Below are 20,153 nucleotides of genomic sequence, written 5' to 3'. Positions count from 1 at the left end.
GGGCCCGTCCTTCCGTCGCGGCGTCCGTCGGGGGCGTCCGCCCGCGGAGCCGCGGGCGTTCACCGACGGAGAGATGCCCACTCGTCGGGAGGCGCGCACGCGTACGGAGGCGCGTACTCGTCGGGAGAGGCGTACTCATCCGGAGACGTACTCATCTGCCGAGGGGCGCCCGCGTGTCGGCACGGCTTCCCGCCCCGGCCTTACGGATGCTCGCGCGCCGACTTGTCGAGCAGTTCCAGCATCGCCATGTACGCCCCGTCCAGGTCCCGGTCGCGCACGGCCTCGGCCACCGCCGCGTGCACGGTGTGCGGATGCTCGAAGGCCCCGGAGGCGTACACCTCCCGGCCGCGCTGGATGATCACGGGCACGATCACCCGGTGCATCTGCGCGTAGAAGCGGTTGTTGGAGGCGAGCAGCATCGCGGTGTGGAAGGAGGCGTCGGCACGGACCAGCAGCACGGGGTCGTCCTCGGTCGCGGACATCGCGGTCAGCGCGGCGTTGAGCGCTTCGAGGTCGTCGTCGGTACGGCGCTCGGCGGCCAGCGCGGAGGCCGCGGGCTCGATGGACCGGCGGAGTTCGAGCATGTCGGCGAAGAAGTCGGACGAGGCACCGGCCGCGAGCTTCCAGCGCAGCACGTCGGAGTCGAGGAGGTTCCACTCCTCCCGGGGCCGGACGTACGTGCCGTGGTTCTGGCGGGTGGCGAGCAGGCCCTTGCCGGTCAGCACCTTCACCGCCTCGCGCAGCACGGTCTGGCTCACGCCCAGCTCCGCCATCAGCTCCGGCAGGGCGAGGACGTCCCCCTCGCCATAGCCGCCCTCGAAGATCCGTTTGGCGAGCGCCTCGACGGCCGTGCCGTGCGGACCGTTTCCCGCATGCGAGGCGGGATTCCCCAACTGCCCCATGGTCGCTCCCACCTGCCCGGTGCTCCCGGTGTCACGCGCCCGCCGGCCCGCCACTCCCGGAATCCACCACTCCGCGCAACTCCGCGTGCCGGCACGCCCGTTGTGGCAGCCGTCGTACGCCGCCGCGCGCTGCACGGCTGCCGGCCGACCGCGCCCCGTCACCGTCAGGGCGCACCGGGCATCTTTCTCTCTCCCCGCCCGCTCCTCACAGTTCCTCGGAGCTGCCGGCCGGGGGTGCTCCGCCGGGGCGGGTCCCCTTCCCGGGCTCGGTGCCTGCCGCGCGGGCCTCCGAGTCCGGACGGGCCGCCCCGCGCAGAGAGGTCTCCACACGGGCGGTGTGCCGGGGGTGCGGGCCGGTGCGACTGGTGCCCGGGCCGAGCGAGCCGAGCCCGCCGTGCCAGGAGCCCTGCATCCGCCGCCGCGCCGACTGCCGGCCGGCCGTCATCCCGGACACCGGGTGCAGATCCCCGCTGGCGAAGCGTTCGGCCTCCTCCGGATGCCTGGCGCGCCAGTACGGGTTGTCGTGCGACAGCCCGCCGCTGACCCGCCCGTACATCCCGAACACCAGCAGCAACAGCCCCACCACGAAGCTGAAGAGCACGTTCTGGATCTTGAAGGCGAGGAAGTTGGCGTCGGTCTGCAGCAGCCCCAGGTTCACGAACCCGCTCAGCAGGAAGAGCGCGCCGAGCACGATGTTGAGGGTGGAGGCGAAGTTCCCGCCGACCACCATCCCGGCGAAGAGCACCGCCCCGACGACGATCGAGATCACGCTGAGCGAACCGTTGGTGCTCAGTCCGGCCACGGTCGCACCGCCGGTGTCGAAGAACCCGATGTTGTGGGTCAGGCCGAGGATGCCGAACGCGACCAGCACCAGCCCCATCAGGCCCGCACCGATGCGGTAGACCTGGTTCAGCCGGTGGTCCACGGGCAGGTGCTCGTTGATCTGGGCGCGCCGCCGCTTGAACCGGCGGAGGGGGTTGGTGGGCCTGTGCAGCATCTGGCCAGGTGCACCGGTGGCAGCCATGTCCGGCCTCCTTCGCGCAGTCGAACCGCCTGGGCCGGCCGTAGGCGGCCCGGTCCAGGTCTCCAGCATCCGACACACGGGGCTTTCGTGCCATCGCGAACGAAGGGCCCACCCATGCGGAAACCCCGGAGAAGGGGAGACGACAAGCGAGAAGGCCCCCGGCATGGGCCAACGGACCAACGGACCACTGGGCCGATGAGCCAACGGGTCGACGGGGCAATGGGTCAATGTGGCACCGGACGCCTCGGAACCCGACGCCCCTCAGCGGCCGGAGGCTCTCCGACGCCGGCGGCTCAACCGCCCCCGTGCTTCAAGCGGCTCCCCATGCGCTCAGCGGCTGCCCATGCCCTCATCGACCGACCTGCCCGCAGCGTCCCCCATGCGTTCAGCGGCCGCCGCCCGGCATCGTCCCGCCCCGCTCGTCGCGGATCTCCTGCACCACCCGGGCCGCCGTCTCCCGCACCGCCTCGGTCTCGGTCAGGAAGTGCCACCAGTCCGGGTGGCGCCCCTCCAGGCCCGCGACCGCGCGGTCCAACCGCGCCACCGCCTCGTCCAGCGGCCCCGCGTGCCGCGGGTCGGGCGTGCTGCGCCCGGTCATCGCCAGCCGCTGGGCGTCCCGGACCGCGAAGCGCGTCCGCTCGATCTCCTGCTGCCGGTCGGCCGCGACGGTGTCCAGCCGCCGCAACCGGTCGCCGGCCGCCGACACCGCCTCGTCGGTGGTGTTGAGCAGCGCCCGTGCGGTCGCCAGCCGGCTGGTCGCGTCCGCCCACCGCTGCTCCGTACGGGCCTGGCCGGCCTCCTGGAGGGCGGTCCGGGCCTGCTCGACGGAGGCCACCGCCTGCTCGGGCACCTTCTGGAGGTCCTGCCAGCACGCCGCGCTGTACCGCCGCCGCAGCTCACTGAGGACCGGGGCGACCTGCTGCGCGCGGGTGGTGATCGCGTCCGCGCGGGTCCGCAGCGACACCAGCCGCTTGTCGATCTCCGCGGCGGTCGCCGGCAGCCGCTCGGCCTCCGACCGGATCGCCCCGGCCCGCCGCTGCGCCTCCTCCGCACGCCGGATGGTCTCCGGTACGCCGTGCTGTGCGGCCCCTTGGTTCAGCTTGGTCAGCTCCGGGCCGAGCGCCGCCAGCCGCGCCGCGAGATCGTCCGCCCGCAGGCCCTGTTCCCGGACCGCGTCCAGTGCGTTGCTCGCCCCCAGCAGCGCCTGCCGGGCCTGCTCCACGGCCGGGGCCACCCGGGCCAGCTGGGTCTCGGCGTTCTGCAGCAGCGGCGCGAGGCTCTGCGCGAACCAGTCCAGCTCGCCGCGAACCCGCTCCAGTTCCTCCCGGGCCCGGGTCAGATCGGCGCGCGCCCGGGCGAGCGCGGCGCCGTCGATGTCGTCCCGGTCAAGATCATGGGAGTCGACCGCGGTGATGTACCCCTGGCTGACCTGGTCGATCCGCCGGCCGAAGCTCTCGTACTCCGCCACGGCCTGCCGGGCCCGCGGGGAGTCGTCGACCGCGGTGATCGTCTCCACCGAGATCCGCAGGTCGCGGTGGGCGGTGTCGAGGTCGTAGAACGCCGCCGCCGCGGCGTCCTTCGCGGCCTGCGCATCGGCCCGCTGGCTCTCCCCGCGCCCGAACCACCGCCGGGTGCCGCCCCCGGCGAACGCCATCGGAGCCACCGCCACCAGCAGCGGCAACGGCAGCAGGGCCAGCCCCACGGCCTCCCGCGCCGCCCGGCCGAGCCGGCTCCCGCGGGCGCGACGGCGGTTCCCTCGCCCGGACTGCATGTGTGTCGCCGTCACATCCCTCTCCCGATCGGATCGCCCCAGGACCGGCTGACATTCTCCCACCCACCCGAACGAACATCCCGGCCGGTGAGTTCTCGTCCCCACCCACCACCCCGAACCGCCCGCCCGCACGCCCACACCGCGCCGTTCCGCCGCTCGGCCCGGGTTTGCAGTCCTGGCCCCAGGGCAAGGTAGTCTGTCGGCTCGGCCAGGGCGCATAGCTCAGCGGTAGAGCGCTGCTCTTACAAAGCAGATGTCACAGGTTCGAATCCTGTTGTGCCCACCACCCGAACCACCCCACCAAAAGGCCCAGGCAACCCCCACCGGGAACCTGGGCCTTTGTCATGCTTTCCGTCCGAGATGGCCTTCCCGTGGCCACGGCCAAGGCCATACGCGCGGGCTGGCTCCCCAGCCTGCCTCTCGAATTCCTCCTGAACCACCACGTAAGCCTGCGAGCAACCGATGGTCAACTACGGCCCGGCATCAGTTGCATGCGAACTGTGATTGGAAGGGGGGTGAAGGTCCTCGCTGATCGTGCAAATCGAAGCCACGGGGTGTGAGTCCCCTGCGAGGAGCTCCAGTTGACCGAGCGGACGGGCGTCGACGCTGGATAGCTGATTGCGTGGCGACCGGCGCCATGGGATCTTGCGATCCGCTAACAAGCGGACGAGTGGGGAGAGTTACGTGGTGAGCACTGAGGCTTCGGCGAGTTGGGACCTCAATCCTGGGGAAACGATCCAGCGTAAGGCGCTGCACGCCAGGTTTGGTGGGCGGACTCAGGGGGGCATCGGGCCGTCCGCCAAGACGCCCAACGTCTTCATCTTCACGGACCCCGTGGCCGGCGAGAAGCACGGGTACTACGACGACTGGATGCCGGACGGCCGCTTCCACTACAGCGGCGAGGGGCAGAAGGGGGACCAAAAGATGGTCTCCGGCAATGCAGCCATAGTCAATCATCGGGAAGAAGGGCGTGCGCTCCGGGTTTTCCAGGGTGCGAGGGGTACGGTCACCTACCGCGGCGAATTCGTTATAGACCAGGAAGAGCCTTGGTGCGAGGCGGATGCCCCAGAGACGAACGGTGGCCCCCTCCGCAAGGTCATCGTTTTCCGGCTGAAGCCAGTGGATGCCAGTCCGCAGAGCCCAGCCACTCGGCTAGGACGCTTGTTGGACAGTGGGCCCAATAAAGTCGACAAACTCCCGATCGAACGGAGTGAGACGGAGCGGACTTTCGTTAACCCGAACCGTGAAGCGTATGTAGCCGAGCGCGCGGAAGGTCGTCTCGTGCGGGGGTTTGCGGACTGGCTGACCAGCAAGGGGTTCGAGTCGCACCGTCATCGGGTCTTTCCTCCGGGGGAGTCCCGGCCATTGTTCACCGACCTCTATTGCGGGGGGCTTGCGCTGCTCATCGAGGCGAAGGGGAGCGTGACGCGGGAGAACGTTCGGATGGCGATAGGGCAGCTGGCGGACTACGGGCGCTTCGTCGATCACTCGACGCGCGCCATATTGCTTCCTTCGAAGCCGCGCGCCGATCTCTTGGCGCTCACGGAAAGCCAAGGAGGGGTAGCCATATGGCCAGAGGGTAGCGGCTATATATGCTCCGATCCGAATGTTCTCCCATAGTCGGGTCAATGCTCCGCACTCCCTCGATTCTCTGCTGTCTGCGTCTTTTCTGTGTTTTGGGTCACCGGAAAACGAAATGAAGTAAGGCGGCCTTGGGTGTATGGGGCTGCGGCGGTCCGGAGGGGCGGTCGCGAGGCGGGACAGACCCTCCGGCTTGCGTCGCGGGTGGCTGGAAGCGGGCGAGTAAGGGCGATTTGGGGGGTTTGGTGTGTGGTGGGGGGCGGGTAGGCTTGAGGGAGACTTGAATGTTCAAGTAAATTGATGGGTGGTTCGTCGGCGGTGGGTGGTGGCCGGCGCGATGGGAGATGGAGGGTTGATGTCTGTTCGGCGGCTCAATCATGCGGTGCTGTACATCCGTGAGGTGGCGCGGTCGGTGGCGTTCTACACCGAGGTGCTGGGGTTCACGGTCGACGTGGAGATTCCGGGGCGGGCGGCCTTCCTGAGCGCGCCCGGTTCGCACAACGACCACGATCTGGGGCTGTTCGCGGTGGGGCCGGACGCGCCCGGGCCGGAGCGCGGCCGGATCGGGCTGTACCACCTGGCCTGGGAGGTCGGGACGCTGGGCGATCTGGCGGCGATCGCGGCGCAGTTGCGGGAGCGGGATGCGCTGGTGGGCACCAGCGATCACCTGGTCTCCAAGTCGCTCTACGCCCGGGACCCGGACGGCAACGAGTTCGAGGTGATGTGGCGGGTGCCGCGGGAGGACTGGCCGGGACCGGATGTGGCGGACCGGCTTCGGCCGCTCGATCTGGCGGCGGCGATGGAGCGCTGGGGCCCGGATCTGTTGACGGGCGCGGCGGCCGGATCGGCCACCTGAGGAGTCGGGCGGCGGGCGTCTCAACGTCACGGATGGCAGGCAGCGGCAGGCGCGGGTCGCGGAATGTGGTGCGGATGAGGCGGTGCGGCCCGTCCCTTCGATGGAGGGGCGGGCCGCGATTCGGTGGGTGGGGGCGGCTATGGGGTGGTGTCGGGTTCGTCGGTGCGCGGGGTTGGGGTGGTGGGCTCGGTGGCTTGGGTGGTCTTGGCGACCTGGGCGACCTCGGTGGGCTCGGTAGTCGGGGTGGGCTCGGCAGGCTCGGTGGTTGATGTGCGGGTGGCCCAGCGTTTTTCGACGCCGCCGAAGCGCCAGTACGCCAGTGCCGCGGCCCACACCACGACGAACAGGCCGACGATGACGAAGCCCACGTTGTCCAGGTCGAGGGCGGAGATCCCCGAGGTCAGCGGGTCGTCGAGGCCGAGCTTGTCGTGCAGGACGGTCACCAGCTCGATGGTGCCGACGAGGAACGCGACCGCGATCGACAGGCCGGTGATGGTGAGGTTGTAGTAGACCTTGCGCACCGGGTTGGCGAACGCCCACTGGTACGCGAAGTTCATGAACGTGCCGTCGAGGGTGTCGAACAGGCTCATCCCGGCGGCGAACAGCAGCGGCAGGCACACGATCGCGTACCAGGGCAGGCCCGCCGCGGCGCCGCTGCCCGCCATCACCATCAGCGTCACCTCGGTCGCGGTGTCGAAGCCGATGCCGAAGAGGAAGCCGAGCGGGAACATCTGCCCCGGGCGGCTGATGGACTTGGTGAGGCGGCCGAGAATCCGGTTCATGAAGCCCCGGGAATCCAGGTGCTGTTCCAGCTCCTGCTCGTCGTACGCGCCCGACCGCATCGCCCGGAAGACCTTCAGGATGCCCACCAGGGCGATCAGGTTGAGGGCGGCGATGAGGTAGAGGAAGGTGCCGGAGACGGTCGTGCCGACCACGCCGAGCGTCTGGTGCGTACGGGAGTTGTCGTCCATCAGCGCGCCGGCGAGCTGGGCGCCGCCCGACACCAGCGCGGCCATCACGACGACCACGCTGGAGTGGCCGAGGGCGAACCAGAAGCCCACCGAGACCGGCCGTTTGCCGTCGGCCATCAGCTTGCGGGTGGTGTTGTCGATCGCCGCGATGTGGTCGGCGTCGAAGGCGTGCCGCATGCCCAGGGTGTATGCGGTGATGCCGAGCCCGGCGCCGAACACCTGGCTGCCGACCGTGTAGTGGCCCGGCACGACCAGGAGGAAGAGCACACCGAAGGCGACGATGTGCAGCGCGGCGATCACGGCCATCAGGCCGGCGGTGCGGACGGTGTCGCGGCGTTGCCAGCGGAACGATCCCGGGGGTCCGGGTATGCCGAGGCGGGGGGTGGGGGTGTTGTGGGGGGAAGGGGAATTGTCCTGCGTGTCAGTGGACAGGGCCATGCGGCCATCACGCTCCAGCACCTCGTGGATCACTTCGTGAGATGCCGTGGCCGGTCTCCTGGCTTACGGGTATCCGCGTCCGCCCCGCCTTCCCGGCCGCAGGCTGCGGTCAGTGGCGCCGTACGCGCACGGGGCGCGCACACGGGGGCGGAAACTCCCCGATCACAGTGGCGAGGGCCGCGCCGGCCTGGGACACGAAGGTCCTGCACCGGTCTTCCCGAACACCACGGCCCGGTCACTGTAGCCGTCATGGCCGGGAACCGGCCATGACGGCCCCGCCCCGGGCGGCCGACCGGAGCGGGGGCGGGCCGAGTTCAGAGCTCCAGGGACGACAGGAAGGCGTGCAGTTCCTGGTCGAAGCGCGGGGTGTTCTCGAGGTTGACCATGTGACCGGCGGCCGGGACGCGTATGCGGCGGGCGCCCGGGACCTGTAGCGCTATGGCGTGCGCGTTGGCCGAAATGTCGGTGGAGTCGAGGTCGCCGTCGAGGACGGCGGTGGGCACCCGTATCTCGCCCAGGCGGTCCGCGGCGCCGACCTCCAGCGGCATACCGGCCCCCAGGCCGTCGGCGTGCACCTCGACATTGGCGGACGCGGAGGCGCGCATCCGCTCCCGGAAGCCCGGGTGCATGGCGGCCGGCGCGCGATACGGCCCGTCCACCCACATCCGCAGGAAGTGCTCCACATAGCGCTCCGCGCCGTCCGCCTCGCCGATCGCGGCGACCTGCTCCCGGATGTGCTCCAGGATGAAGGGGTCGGTGAAGGTGCGGCCGCTGAGCCCGGGCGCGGCCAGGAAGAGGGCGGACACCCGGGACGGGTGGGCGAGCGCGGCGTCCAGCGCGATCCGGGAGCCGTGCGAGAGGCCGACGAGGACGGCCCGGGGTATGTCGAGCGCGTCCAGCAGGGCCACCAGATCGTCGTGGTTGGCCCAGTCGCCGGTCACCGTGGAGGAGAGGCCGTGGCCGCGGGAGTCGTAGCGGACCACCCGCAGGCCGGAGTTGACCAGCCAGGCGAACTGCTCGTCCCACATGTGCTGGTCGAGCATTCCGCCGTGCAGCAGTACCACCGCGGGCCCCGAGCCGGCCGTCTCGTAGAACAGCTCGCCGTCGTCGATCGGTACGGTGCCGTTGTCGATCTCGGACCATGCCTGGAACTCGTGGGTCATTCTGCGGGACCTTCTGTGGGCGTCGGGCGGTCGGTCGGGTGGGCGGGCGCCGCTGGTCGGTGCCCGGTTGCGGGCGATATCGCGGCCTGTGTGGCGTCCAGGGCGGTGGCATCCTGCTTTTCGGGATTGCCGCTTTCCTCCGGGGGAACGCGCGAGCCGTCCGCCAAGTGCCGGAATTCCTCGCCGAGCCGGTCCAGGACCCGCAGCGCCGTGCGGACCTCACCGGTCGACAGGTCGGTCAGCCCGCGGCGGAGTTCCGCCGCCTCGGCGTCCTGTATCCCGCGCATCACCTCCGTGCCCTCGTCGGTGAGCCGGATCAGGGACGAGCGGCGGTGCGCGGGATTGGGGGCCGTCACGACCAGACCCAGCTCCGCCGCGTGATTCACCCAGCGCTGCACCGGCTGTCGGTCCAGGCCCAGTGAGCGCGCCAACTGCGGGACGGTGCGTGGCCCGTGGGCGCGCAGCGCGTCGAGCAGGGCGTGCTCGCCGGCGGTCATGCCGGTGCCTTCGAGCTCGCGCTCCACTGCGCGCACGATCGTCCGGTGCAGCGGCCACAGGCGCCGGATGACGTCGTACAGCAGCTCCTCCGTCGATGCCCTGCCCTCGTCGTCCGCACTCGCATGTCCTCCCCTGGCGCCGTGTCCGGCGGTGTCGCGGCCCCTGGCGTCGCGGCCGTCCGCATCGCCTCCGCCGGAATCGCGTCGACGCGCGTCGCGGCGGTCGGAATGTGCGTCGGTGCCCTCATCGGCACCCCCCTCGATGACACTCATACTGTCATGATGACATCGCTGATGTCGTTTTGGAAGGGGTGTGGAAGCGCAGGCGGAGGCAACGCGCCGCCGCGTGCCGGGGAGTTGGGCGGGGTCAGTCGTCCAGCGGGGGCGGGGCCTCGTCCTCGGTGAAGGAGACGACGAGGTCGGCCCGGGTGCGGGTGGCCGCCACGAGGCGTGCGTTGGCCTCGTCGGAGTTGCGGACGAAATCCTCGGCGTCGACGCGCAGGCGGCCGAACCGCTCATGGCGGTCGATCAGCCGCCGCACCCGCTCCGGGGCGTCCAGCTCCATGAACCAGACCTCGTCGAGCAGTTCGCGGATCCGCGCCCAGGGGTCCGAGTGCAGCAGGAGGTAGTTGCCCTCCGTGATGACGAGTGGGATGTGCGGCGCCACCGGGATGCTGCCGGCGACCGGCTCCTCGATGCGGCGGTCGAAGGTCGGGGCGTAGACGGGCGTGCCGGGTTCGGGGGCGCGCAGACGGGCCAACAGGGCGGCGTAGCCGGCGGGGTCGAAGGTGTCCGGCGCGCCCTTGCGGTCGATACGGCCCAGGCGGCGCAACTCCGCCTCGGCGAGGTGGAAGCCGTCCATCGGGACGAGCGCGGCCTGGCCGGCCAGCGCCGCCGTCAGCCGGACGGCGAGGGTGGACTTCCCGGCGCCCGGCGGTCCGGCGATGCCGAGCAGCCGGCGCCGGCCGGGCGTCGCGGAGGCGGCGAGCCGACGGGCACGGGCGACGAGGTCGTCGAGGTTCATGATGGGACCATCGTGCCTGATGGGCCGGGGTGGGCGCCGGGCGGTCGGGGCGGTTCGCCGGGCGGAGTCCGATTCTGCCCGGTGTGCGGCCAGTAGCATCGTCGGCATGTCCCCGACCTCCGTTCCCGCCGCCTCCTCCGGGCCGCAGCGCCGGCCGCGGGCCGACGCCGAGCGCAACCGCGGCCGGGTGCTGGAGGCCGCGCGGGAGGTGTTCCGGGCGGCCGGCGACGAGGCGCAGATGCCGGAGATCGCCCGCGCCGCGGGCGTCGGGATCGGGACGGTCTACCGCCACTTCCCCAGCCGGTCGGCGCTGATCGCCGCCGTGGGGGAGCAACGGCAGGCGGAGATCGTCGAGTTCGGGCGCAGCCGCTGCCTGGCGTGCCCGACGGCCGCCGAGGGGCTGGCCGCCTACCTCACGCACATCGGGGAGGTGCTGAGCGCCGAGCGCGGACTGTCCGCGGCGATCGAGGCGGCGTTCGGCTCCACCGAGCCGGCCGGGGAGGGGCGGCGGCGCGCGGAGGAGGTCGCCGCGCAACTCCTCGCCCGGGGCAAGGAGGAGGGCACGGTCCGGGCGGACGCCGAGGTCACGGATGTGGTGATGGCGGTGTGCGGGCTGGCCGCGGTGATCCGCAACGGCGCGGGGGACTGGCACCGCTACGTGCGCACGGTCTGCGCCGGGCTGCGGACGTAGCGCGCCCACGGGGGTGTCGTCGCCGGCCCGGGGCCTGTCCGCCGTCCGCGCCGTGCCTCCGCTGCCCCGTTGCCCGTCCCGTCGCCCCGGCTACTCCGCCGCGCCCAGTCGCCACAGGGACGTGACCTCGGCGGCGCGGGCCACGTGCAGCGGGTCGGAGGCGTCGCGGGCGCGCGGGTGACGGGGTGCGATGTCGAGCCGGCCGAGGACGGTCAGGCCGCCCCGGGCGACGGCGTCGAGGAGTTCGTCGCGCGACCGCAGACCGAGGTGTTCGGCCAGGTCGGAGAGGATCAGCCAGCCCTCGCCGCCGGGGGTCAGATGGTCGGCCAGACCGGTCAGGAAGCCGTGCAGCATCCGGTTGCCGGGGTCGTAGACCGCGTACTCCACGGGGGAGGTGGGCTTGGCGGGCACCCACGGGGGGTTGCAGACGACGAGCGGGGCCCGGCCGGCGGGGAAGAGGTCCGCTTCGACGACCTCCACCTGGTCCGCGACGCCCAGTCGTTCGGTGTTCTCCCGGGCGCAGGCCAGGGCGCGCGGGTCCTGGTCGGTGGCCACGATCCGCCGCACGCCGCGCCGGGCCAGTACGGACGCGAGCACGCCGGTGCCGGTACCGATGTCGAACGCCAGCTCCCGGCCGGGCAGCGGGGCCCCGGCGACCAGGTCGACGTACTCGCCGCGGGCCGGGGAGAAGACCCCGTAGTGCGGATGGATCCGGTCGCCGCCGAGGGCCGGGATCTCCACGCCCTTGCGGCGCCATTCGTTGGCGCCGATCAGGGCGAGCAGCTCCCGTAGGGAGACCAGGGTGGCCGTGTCCCCGGTGGCGCCGGCGGGCAGCTCCGTGCCGTCCGGCGGGCCGTAGGCGCGGGTGCATGCCTCGCGGACGTCGGGGGCGCGGTGCAACGGGACGGCCAGGTCCGCGCTCAGCGGGATCAGCAGCATGCCGAGGATCCGGGCGCGCTGGTTCTGGGCGGCGCGGTGCAGGTGGAACGCCTCGGTGACGTCGGCGGGTGCGGCCTTGCGCGGGCGGCGGTCCACGCGGCGGGCCAGCGCGGTCAGCAGCTGGCGGGCGTTGTGGAAGTCGCCGCGCCACAGGAGCGCGGTGCCCTCGCAGGCGAGCCGGTACGCCTCGTCGGCCCGGGTGCGGTCGTCCGCGACGACGATCCGGCGGGGTGGCCGGGCGCCGTTCTCGGAACGCCAACGGGCGGTACGGACCTGCTCGTCCTCGGTCCATTCGACGACCGGGGGGTGGTTCACCGCAGTGTGCCTCGCGTCAGTGGTTCGGGCCCGCGCCCCCGGTGGGGAGGAGGGTGGGGGCGGGGTGGTGACGTTCGACTCTACTCCGTGCCGGGGGCGGGACCTTTGTCCCTGTCAGGGGCGCAGGGACGGGGGGAAGGATGGGGGCAGCCGGTCGAAAGCCGTGAAAGTCGCGAAAGCTCCTGGTTAGTTTGAAAGGCGCATTTCGCTGATAGGCGGGACGCTGCACCGAAATGGACGACGTGGGGCGTGCCGACCCACCGCCGCTGCGTCGCGGGTGTACGGGCGCGGCCGCATGCGGGTGGCAGTGGGCCGGTGCCCGTCGACGGATACGGATGCGAGTTCCTGGTGGAGGCGTGTATGGGCACCTTGCCGGTCATTGTCGGCGTGGACGGATCGCCGGACAGCGAGCGGGCGTTGCGCTGGGCGGCGGAAGCGGCCCGGGCGCGGTCGGCGCCGCTCCAGGTGGTGCACGTCTGGCCGTACGCCACCGCGGAGCGGGCCGCGGCCGGCGAGCAGGGCGGCGACCCGGTGCTGACCGAGCTGCGGGACCGGCCGTTCCTCGCCGGGCTGCCGGAGGTGGCGTTCCGCGGGCTGAGCGGGCTGGCCGACGCCGAGCTGCCCGCGCTCGGCGCCGAGGGCCGGCTGCTGGTCCTCGGATCACGCGGCCGGGGCGGCTTCGCCAGTCTGCTGCTCGGTTCCAACGGCCTGGCCTGTGCCGCCCGGTCCGCCTGCCCGGTCGTGGTGGTGCCGCGTCCGGACCGCGCCGGCACCGAGCGGGGCCCGGACGGCGAGGCGGTGCCGCCGGCCGTCCGGCAGGTGACGCTGGGCATGGACCCCTCCTCCGACGAGCCCGCCGCGGTCGGTTTCGCGTTCGCCGAGGCGGCCCGGCGGGGCGCCCGTCTCCGGGTCGTCTCCGGCTATGCCTGGCCGATGCTGCTGCCGCCCGCCTTCGAGTACGTGGCCGTCTACGAGGGCACGCAGCAGCAGTACGAGGACGCGCTCGGCGTGCAGTTGGTGGGCGCGCTCGCTCCGCACCGGGCCCGGCACCCGGAGGTCGAGGTGGCGGTGCGGCTGCGCGCCGAGGACGCCGCCGGGCAGTTGGTGGCGGCGTCCGCCGGCAGCGATCTGGTCGTGGTGGCACGGCACCGGCGCCGGTTGCCGATCGGCCCGCGGCTGGGCTCGGTGGCGCACGCGGTACTGCTGCACGCGGTCTGCCCGGTCGCCGTGGTGCCGGAGACGCCGGCCGAGGGTGGCGGTGCGGGGGACGGTGGCACCGGGGACAGTGGTTCGACGGGTGCCTCCGGGACGTGAGACGGGCGCCACCGGACGTTGCGGGACGCGGGCCGCCGGCTCGCGCCGCGGCCGCCCGCCGGTCAGTGTGCGGCGGTCTCCCGCTCCGGGCGTCGGACGAGGTAGGCGGCCACCGAGCCGGCGACGAAGAGTGCGAGGACGGCCAGGGCGGTGCTCACCCAGGAGGTGCCGAGCCAGTGGCCGCCGAAGTAGCCCAGGCTGACGCTGTAGGCGGCCCAGACCAGCCCGGCCAGCGCCGACCAGGGCAGGAACTCGCGCGCTGTCCGGTGGGCCACCCCGGCGCCCAGGCTGACCACGGAGCGTCCGGCGGGCGCGAAACGGGCCAGCACGACGATCCCGCCGCCGCCCCGGGTGAGCGCGGCGCCCAGCCGCTGCTGGGCCGCGGACAGCCGTCGGGAGCGGCCGATGGCGCGGTCGAAGCGGTCTCCGCCGCGCCAGGCCAGCCGGTAGGCGACCAGGTCGCCGAGGACCGAGGCGGCCGCCGCGCAGAGCACCAGGAAGGCCATTTCGGCCAGGTGGTTCCCGGTCTGGACGGTGGCGGCGACGTCGGCGGCGGGGCCGTAGCCGGCGGCCGTGGTGGCCGCGGTGATCACCAGGACCCCGCTCGGCAGGATCGGGACGAAGACGTCGAGGACGATCGAGAGGCTGACCACCACGTACACCCACGGGGTGCCGCTCAGCGACCCCAGGCTTTCCAACAACGTCCTGCTCCCGGTCCGAACCCGCCGCGACGTCGCTCGGCGCGGCAGGGGCGGCACTACGGCCATACAGCGTACGCCTGGCCGGAAACACACCATGGGCCGGGGCGGCGAAACGCTTCGCCCCGGCCCATGGCCGGCCGTCGACGGCCGTCGAGGTGCGTCAGACGGTGCTCGGCGCGCGCTCGGCGGCGGGCGCCTGCTGCTGCGCCGAACCGCCGAAGAAGAGCCGGTCCAGCGCCCAGGAGCCGGGGCCGGTGAAGACGATCAGCAGGAACGCCCAGGCGAACATCGCGGCCGCCTCGCCGCCGTTCTGTATCGGCCACAGCGCGTTCGGCTGGTGCATCGAGAAGTAGGCGTATGCCATCGAGCCGGAGCTGACGAAGGCCGCGGCGCGGGTGCCCAGGCCCAGGATGACCAGGAGGCCGGCGGCCAGCTGGATGACCGCGGCGTACCAGCCGGGCCAGGTGCCGGTCGGGATGGTGTGGCCGGGGCCGGCCCCCATCGCGCCGCCGAGGATGCCGAACAGCGAGGAGGCGCCGTGGCTGGCGAAGAGCAGGCCGACGACGACGCGGAAGAGCGCCAGGACGTGCGGCCGGTTTTTTTCGGTGAAGGAGTTGAGGGGAGCGGACATGGGGTGACTCCTAGGTTTTCGGGGGGCGAACGGACGCGGGGGACGGGCGCGCCCGTCGGAGTCTTCGAGATTAGGCCGACCTAACTAGTACTTGCAAGTTCAACATTCGATGAATAGGGAACCTATTGGTCCGAACCAAGGGGGGCAGGGGTGGCGTCGAGGGCACGGAGTGCCGACATGACTGATGGCCGGTGCGCGGGAGAGCGCACCGGCCATCAGTGAGGGCGGTGGGTGGCGGGCCGTGGCCCGGGGGCGGCGGGGCCGCGGGGTGGCTCAGGCCGTGATCCGGACGGCGATCCCGCCGTCCACCAGGCCCTCGATGCGAACCTGGTCGAGGTCGCGGACGTGGGCGGTGGGGCCGAACGCGGCGGCGCGGTCGCCGACGCCGACGACCCGCATCCCGGCGGCCCGGCCGGCCTGGATGCCCGCCTCGGAGTCCTCGAAGACCAGGCAGTCCTCGGGGGCGAAGCCCAGTTCGGCGGCGCCCTTGAGGAAGCCCTCCGGGTCCGGCTTGCTGGCGCTCACGCACTCCGCGGTGATCCGGACGTCCGGCATGGGCAGTCCGGCGGCGCCCATACGGGCCTTGGCCAGCGCGGCGTCGGCGCTGGTCACCAGGGCGTGCGGGAGCCGGGCGAGGGCGGCCATGAAGGCGGGGGCGCCGACCACCGGCACCACGCCCTCCAGGTCGGCGGTCTCCTGCTCCAGCATCCGGCGGTTGTCCGCGTGGTTCTGCTCCATGGGGCGGTCCGGCAGCAGCGCTGCCATGGTGGCCCAGCCCTGCCGCCCGTGGACGACCTTGAGGACGTCCTCCGCGGGCAGCGACTGCTCGGCCGCCCAGCGTCGCCAGCAGCGCTCCACGACGGCCTCGGAGTTCACGATCGTCGAGTCCATGTCCAGCAGCAGGGCGCGGGCTATGAGCGTGGTGGTGGCCGTCATCGGCGGGCTCCTGGGCGCGAGGGGCTGGCAGCGAACTGTCAGGACGTGCAGGGAAAGCAGGGAAATGCAGGGCGAGAACACAAGCGGTCCCGCCCGCCGGTCAGGGAGTGCGGGCGGAACCACTTTGTTTTTTCACGATACAAAACGGGTGCCGGCGCGACAACCGCCTGACGCCCCCGACTGGCATGGCATTCGTCACGGTCCGGTGGACATGTCGCCTCTTGTCGGGTCTGTGACAGGTCGGGGCGTGCCCGACGCGGGGTTGGGCTCACGGCTGCCGGGTGCGTGCCTCCAGGGACGTCCGGGTCGGGGCCCCGTAGACGCCGTCCGGGTCGCCGTGCACCCCGTAGGTCCGCTGGTAGCGCGCCACCGCGTCCCGAACCGCGGCGCCGTACAGGCCGTCCGCCGTGCCCGTATAGAGCGCCATCTGTCGTAGGCGCTCCTGGAGTTCGACCACCTCGGGGCCGCTGGAGCCCTCGCGGAGCACGATCGGCCCGCTCGGCGCCGCGCTGGGGGAGGGATCGCCCGGTGGGAAGGCGACGCTGCCGGACGCCCGTACCGGGGGCGGCGGGGGAGGAGCCGGTGACCGGGAGGGGCGGGGCGGGGGTCCGGGAGCCCTGGAGCGCGAGGTGGCGGGGGCGGGGCGGACGGGCACCGACGCTGAGGTGGTGGGGCCGGCGGTGGTCGGGACGGCCGCGGTGGGGGCGGTGGCGCCGTCGTCCGGGGGCGCCGCACGGTCGCGGTCGCCGCCAGGGAGCGCCCCGGTGCCGATCACGATCGCCGCGGCGGCCACGGCGGCGCCGGTGACGGCCAGTACGGCGGGCCGGGCACGCCGGCGCCCGGTGGAGGCGGGAGGACCGGAGCCGGATATCGGGGGGTGCGGAGTGGTGTCCTGCCCGGTGGCCGGGGCGAGGGGCGTGACCACCGGTAGGGGCGCGCCCACGGGGAAGGGTGCGGACGACGTCCCCTCCTCGGGGAACGGGCCGGACGTATGGAAAGTCCTGGAAGCCAGACCGGCGGAGCGGCGGACTCCGCCAAAGCCGGAAGCGGAGCCGGAGCCGGAACCGGAATCGGGGCCGGAACCGGAATCGGGGCCGGAAGCGGGACCGGGGCCGTCCCTGCCGCCGAGATCGGCACCCCCCTCTCCTGCCCCCTCCCCGTCGCGGGCCCCGTCGCCGTCGTCCGGCAGTGAGACGTACGGCCGTAAGCGCAGCGGATCAAAGTCGTCCGCTCCGACCGCCGCGCACAGGCAGGTCGGCCGGCCGTCCCCGCGGACCGGGGCGAAGCAGTGCGGGCAGGTGGCTGCTGCCGTCACGAGTGGTCCCCTCTCTGTACGAGTGGTCCCGTCTCCGGAGGTCTCCGGAGGCCCTCTGGAAGTCTTCTCCGGAGGTCTTCGGAGGCGCGAACCGGCAGCCGATTATGCAGAGCGACCGTCGCCCTCGCAGGCGCTCCACCACATCCACCACAACCGCCCGGGGCGCCTTCACCCCCCTCGCCCGTCCCCTCGCCCGTCCTCGCTTCCGTCTCCTCATCCCCCTCGCCGCCTCCTCACCGTCCCCTCGGCGGGCCATATCGGGTGGAACCGCCCACGATGGAGGGAAGCCCGGAGGGCCGGGAAGCCGACCGGGCGCGGTCGTACGCGCCGACGCCCACCCCAAGCGCCGGCGCCCGCCCCGAGGAAAGATCACGCCGGACACGAGGGAGACGACGCTCATGGCGCAGGACACCGGCGCTCCCGCCGTCGCCGGCGAGGACCGGTCCCGGCGGACGATCCTCGTCCCGATAGGCGCGCTGCTGCTCGGTTTGCTCATCGCGGCACTCGACCAGACCATCGTCGCCACCGCGCTGCCCACCATCGTCAGCGATCTCGGCGGCCTGGACCACCTCTCCTGGGTGGTCACCGCCTATCTGCTGGCGTCCACGGCCGCGACGCCCCTGTGGGGCAAGCTCGGCGACCAGTACGGCCGCAAGAAGCTGTTCCAGACGGCCATCGTGATCTTCCTGATCGGTTCGGTGCTCTGCGGCATCGCGCGGAACATGGGCGAGTTGATCGGTTTCCGGGCGCTCCAGGGGCTGGGCGGCGGCGGCCTGATCGTGCTGTCGATGGCGATCGTCGGCGACATCGTGCCGCCCCGCGAACGCGGCAGGTACCAGGGGCTGTTCGGCGCCGTGTTCGGCGGCAGCAGCGTCCTCGGGCCGCTGCTCGGCGGGCTGTTCGTGGACCACCTCAGCTGGCGCTGGGTCTTCTACGTCAACGTCCCCATCGGAGCCGTCGCGCTGGTCGTCATCGCGGTCGCGCTGCACATACCGGTCCGCCGCACCCCGCACCGCATCGACTACCTGGGCACCGCGCTGATCGCCGCGGTCGCCGTCTGCCTGGTCCTGATGACCTCGCTGGGCGGCGTCAGCTACCCGTGGGCCTCCTGGCAGACCGCCCTGCTCGCCGGGCTCGGTGCGGTGCTGCTCGCCGCGTTCGTCCTCGTCGAGCGCCGGGCCGCCGAACCCGTCATCCCGCTGCGGCTGTTCACCCTGCGTACTTTCACGCTCTGCGCGGTCATCGGCTTCGTCATCGGCTTCGCGATGTTCGGCTCGATGACGTACCTGCCGACGTTCCTGCAGGTCGTCCAGCGGGTCTCGCCGACCCTGTCCGGTGTGCACATGCTGCCGATGGTGTTCGGCATGCTGCTCTCCTCGACGGCCTCCGGGCAGATCGTCTCCCGCACCGGCCACTACAAGGTCTTCCCCATCGCCGGCACCGCCGTGGTCACCCTCGGCCTGCTGCTCCTGCACCGGCTCGACCCGTCCAGCGGCGTCGCCCTGATGAGCACCTACTTCTTCGTCTTCGGCTTCGGGCTCGGCCTGGTCATGCAGGTCCTCGTCCTCATCGTGCAGAACGCCGTGCCCTACGAGGACCTCGGGGTGGCCACCTCGGGCGCCACCTTCTTCCGCTCGATCGGCGCCTCGTTCGGCGTCTCCATCTTCGGCACGATCTTCGCGAGCCGGCTCGGCCCGCGGATCGCCGACGTCCTCTCCGGCGCGACGCTGCCGCCCGGCGTCTCGCCGTCGTCGATCGCCCAGGACCCGCGGACGATCGGCAAACTGCCGCCCGCGCAGGCCGCCGGCGTCCTCGGTGCCTACTCCACCTCCATCACCGACGTCTTCCTCTACGCCGCCCCGGTCGTCCTCGTCGCCTTCGCCCTGGCCTGGTTCCTGAAGGAGGAGCCGCTGCGCGGCAGCGTCACCGCCCCCGACACCAGCGAGGTCCTCTGTTCCAACCCCGTCGAGCGGTCCTCCCGTGAGGAGGTCGCCCGCGCGCTCTCGAAACTGGGCAGCATGGAGGGCCGCAAGGACATCTACGAGAAGATCACCGCCCGTGCCGGCCTGGACCTCAAACCGGCCGCCAGCTGGCTGGTGTTGCGCATCCGGCGCTGCGGCTCGGTGGAGCCGGGGCTGCTGGCGGAGCGCAGCCGGGTGCCGCTCGGCGTGATCACCGAGGGCGTCCGGCAGATCGAGGAACGCGGACTGGCGCAGCGCGAGGGGCTGATGCTGCTGCTGACCGACCGGGGGCGGGAGGCCGCGGAGCGGCTCTCGGCGGCCCGTCAGCAGTCGCTGGCGCAGCTGCTCGGCGACTGGTGGACCATGGACCGGCCCACCGATCTCACCGAACTCGTCCAGGAGTTGTCGGCGGAGCTGTGCGGCTCGGACGGGGAGGAGCCGCACGACGGCGACGCCCGCCAGCCGGTGCCGCGCTCCCCGGCCCGCACCACACCGCGCCCGCCCCGGCCCCCCGACCTCACCAAGTGACCGCCGTCTCCGCCCCGTCGGCCCCGGCGCCGGCCCCGGTGCCCTGCCGCGGTGCGGTCAGCCGCTTCTCGAAGAAGATCTCCGCATACGGATCACCCCAGTGGTACGGGGCGATCTCGACGTAGCCACGCCGCCGGTACAGCGCGATGGCCTCGGTCAGATCCAGCCGGGTGTCCAGCCGGATCCGCTCGGCGCCCAGCCGCACCGCGGTCGCCTCCGCGGCCCGCAGCAGCCCGTTCGCGATGCCCAGACCGCGCTTGCCGGGCCGGACGAACACCTGCTTCAGCTCGGCGGTGCGGGCGTCCAGCAGCCGGATCCCGGCGCAGCCGGCCGGCTCGCCGCCGTGCCGGGCCACCAGCAGCACCCCGTGCGGCGGCCGCAGCCCGTCGCCGGTGTGCCCGGCCACGCCCTGGTCGATCTCCTCCGGCGTCGCGCGGCGCGCCTCGTGCAGCGTGTAGTAGCGGTCGGCGACCTCGGTGTAGTACGCGCGGAACAGGGTCCGGGCCACCGGCGCGTCGACCGGCTCGGGGGTGATCGTCCAGGACGGGGCGGCAGCTTCGCTCATGGCGGCATTCTCCCGACGCCACCGGCCGCG

At 72.6% G+C, this 20,153-nt stretch carries 18 protein-coding genes, 1 tRNA gene and 1 riboswitch; of the genes, 6 read left to right on the top strand and 13 right to left on the bottom strand.

All coding sequences use genetic code 11. The annotated features are described in order from the left end of the window. Positions 1-200 precede the first annotated feature (200 nt). From K2224_RS27645 to K2224_RS27635, 3 genes are all read right to left on the bottom strand, one after another. Entirely contained in the window at positions 201-914 is a 714-nt protein-coding gene (locus K2224_RS27645; protein ID WP_260693385.1) for a FadR/GntR family transcriptional regulator, read from the bottom strand. A gap of 193 nt (positions 915-1,107) precedes the next feature. Continuing rightward, a complete protein-coding gene (locus K2224_RS41755; RefSeq protein WP_398202434.1) occupies positions 1,108-1,926 on the bottom strand; it encodes a DUF4383 domain-containing protein in 819 nt (272 codons plus the stop codon). A gap of 385 nt (positions 1,927-2,311) precedes the next feature. Then, positions 2,312-3,712, bottom strand: a complete 1,401-nt coding sequence (locus K2224_RS27635) for a hypothetical protein (RefSeq protein WP_399019890.1) — start codon at positions 3,710-3,712, stop codon at positions 2,312-2,314. A 196-nt stretch (positions 3,713-3,908) separates the two neighbouring features. Between K2224_RS27635 and K2224_RS27630 the strand changes: the two genes are divergently transcribed. The 3 genes from K2224_RS27630 to K2224_RS27620 all read left to right on the top strand — a co-directional run bounded on the left by K2224_RS27630 (position 3,909) and on the right by K2224_RS27620 (position 6,134). Continuing rightward, positions 3,909-3,983, top strand: a tRNA-Val gene (locus tag K2224_RS27630). Between the two features lie 398 nt (positions 3,984-4,381). Then, complete coding sequence (locus tag K2224_RS27625; RefSeq protein ID WP_221909286.1) at positions 4,382-5,317, top strand: restriction endonuclease; 936 nt, start codon at positions 4,382-4,384, stop codon at positions 5,315-5,317. A gap of 316 nt (positions 5,318-5,633) precedes the next feature. Continuing rightward, positions 5,634-6,134 (top strand): VOC family protein, encoded by a 501-nt coding sequence (locus tag K2224_RS27620; protein ID WP_221909285.1) that lies wholly within the window; start codon positions 5,634-5,636, stop codon positions 6,132-6,134. 137 nt (positions 6,135-6,271) lie between these two features. Here the strand turns inward: K2224_RS27620 and K2224_RS27615 are convergent, their stop codons facing one another. The 4 genes from K2224_RS27615 to K2224_RS27600 form a co-directional block, all read right to left on the bottom strand. Next, entirely contained in the window at positions 6,272-7,543 is a 1,272-nt protein-coding gene (locus K2224_RS27615) for a HoxN/HupN/NixA family nickel/cobalt transporter (RefSeq protein WP_260693382.1), read from the bottom strand. A gap of 30 nt (positions 7,544-7,573) precedes the next feature. Then, a riboswitch (cobalamin riboswitch) is annotated at positions 7,574-7,787 on the bottom strand. A gap of 70 nt (positions 7,788-7,857) precedes the next feature. Beyond that, a complete protein-coding gene (locus K2224_RS27610; RefSeq protein WP_221909284.1) occupies positions 7,858-8,706 on the bottom strand; it encodes an alpha/beta fold hydrolase in 849 nt (282 codons plus the stop codon). Continuing rightward, complete coding sequence (locus tag K2224_RS27605; RefSeq protein WP_221909283.1) at positions 8,703-9,476, bottom strand: MarR family winged helix-turn-helix transcriptional regulator; 774 nt, start codon at positions 9,474-9,476, stop codon at positions 8,703-8,705. The genes K2224_RS27610 and K2224_RS27605 overlap by 4 nt, the downstream gene beginning before the upstream one ends. A 94-nt stretch (positions 9,477-9,570) precedes the next feature. Then, entirely contained in the window at positions 9,571-10,227 is a 657-nt protein-coding gene (locus tag K2224_RS27600) for a nucleoside/nucleotide kinase family protein (RefSeq protein ID WP_221909282.1), read from the bottom strand. 106 nt (positions 10,228-10,333) lie between these two features. Here K2224_RS27600 and K2224_RS27595 point away from each other — a divergent pair, with 106 nt between their 5' ends. Beyond that, positions 10,334-10,918, top strand: coding sequence for a TetR/AcrR family transcriptional regulator (locus K2224_RS27595; RefSeq protein WP_221909281.1), 585 nt, complete (start codon positions 10,334-10,336; stop codon positions 10,916-10,918). Between the two features lie 90 nt (positions 10,919-11,008). Here K2224_RS27595 and K2224_RS27590 read toward each other — a convergent pair whose 3' ends face one another. Further along, complete coding sequence (locus tag K2224_RS27590) at positions 11,009-12,172, bottom strand: class I SAM-dependent methyltransferase (protein ID WP_221909280.1); 1,164 nt, start codon at positions 12,170-12,172, stop codon at positions 11,009-11,011. A 360-nt stretch (positions 12,173-12,532) separates the two neighbouring features. On the opposite strand from K2224_RS27590, the gene K2224_RS27585 reads away from it, so the two are divergent. After that, positions 12,533-13,486: a universal stress protein gene (locus tag K2224_RS27585; RefSeq protein WP_221909279.1), complete on the top strand. Its 954-nt coding sequence runs from the start codon at positions 12,533-12,535 to the stop codon at positions 13,484-13,486. A gap of 62 nt (positions 13,487-13,548) precedes the next feature. Here K2224_RS27585 and K2224_RS27580 read toward each other — a convergent pair whose 3' ends face one another. From K2224_RS27580 to K2224_RS27565, 4 genes are all read right to left on the bottom strand, one after another. Next, entirely contained in the window at positions 13,549-14,187 is a 639-nt protein-coding gene (locus K2224_RS27580; protein ID WP_221909278.1) for a DedA family protein, read from the bottom strand. Between the two features lie 160 nt (positions 14,188-14,347). Further along, positions 14,348-14,818, bottom strand: a complete 471-nt coding sequence (locus K2224_RS27575; RefSeq protein WP_221909277.1) for a DoxX family protein — start codon at positions 14,816-14,818, stop codon at positions 14,348-14,350. Positions 14,819-15,091: 273 nt separating this feature from the next. Next, positions 15,092-15,754, bottom strand: a complete 663-nt coding sequence (locus tag K2224_RS27570; protein WP_221909276.1) for an HAD-IA family hydrolase — start codon at positions 15,752-15,754, stop codon at positions 15,092-15,094. Positions 15,755-16,022: 268 nt separating this feature from the next. Beyond that, the gene (locus K2224_RS27565) at positions 16,023-16,697 is read right to left on the bottom strand and encodes a peptidoglycan-binding protein (protein ID WP_260693380.1); all 675 of its coding nucleotides are present in this window, start codon (positions 16,695-16,697) and stop codon (positions 16,023-16,025) included. A gap of 770 nt (positions 16,698-17,467) precedes the next feature. Here K2224_RS27565 and K2224_RS27560 point away from each other — a divergent pair. After that, a complete protein-coding gene (locus K2224_RS27560) occupies positions 17,468-19,558 on the top strand; it encodes an MDR family MFS transporter (protein WP_221909275.1) in 2,091 nt (696 codons plus the stop codon). Here K2224_RS27560 and K2224_RS27555 read toward each other — a convergent pair. Then, positions 19,548-20,123 (bottom strand): GNAT family N-acetyltransferase, encoded by a 576-nt coding sequence (locus K2224_RS27555; RefSeq protein ID WP_221909274.1) that lies wholly within the window; start codon positions 20,121-20,123, stop codon positions 19,548-19,550. The two genes, K2224_RS27560 and K2224_RS27555, sit on opposite strands and share 11 nt — an antisense overlap. Positions 20,124-20,153: the final 30 nt, after the last annotated feature.

This window comes from Streptomyces sp. BHT-5-2 (genome assembly GCF_019774615.1).
In the GTDB taxonomy this organism is placed as follows: Bacteria; Actinomycetota; Actinomycetes; order Streptomycetales; family Streptomycetaceae; genus Streptomyces.
This window is presented reverse-complemented; position numbering and strand designations above follow the sequence as displayed.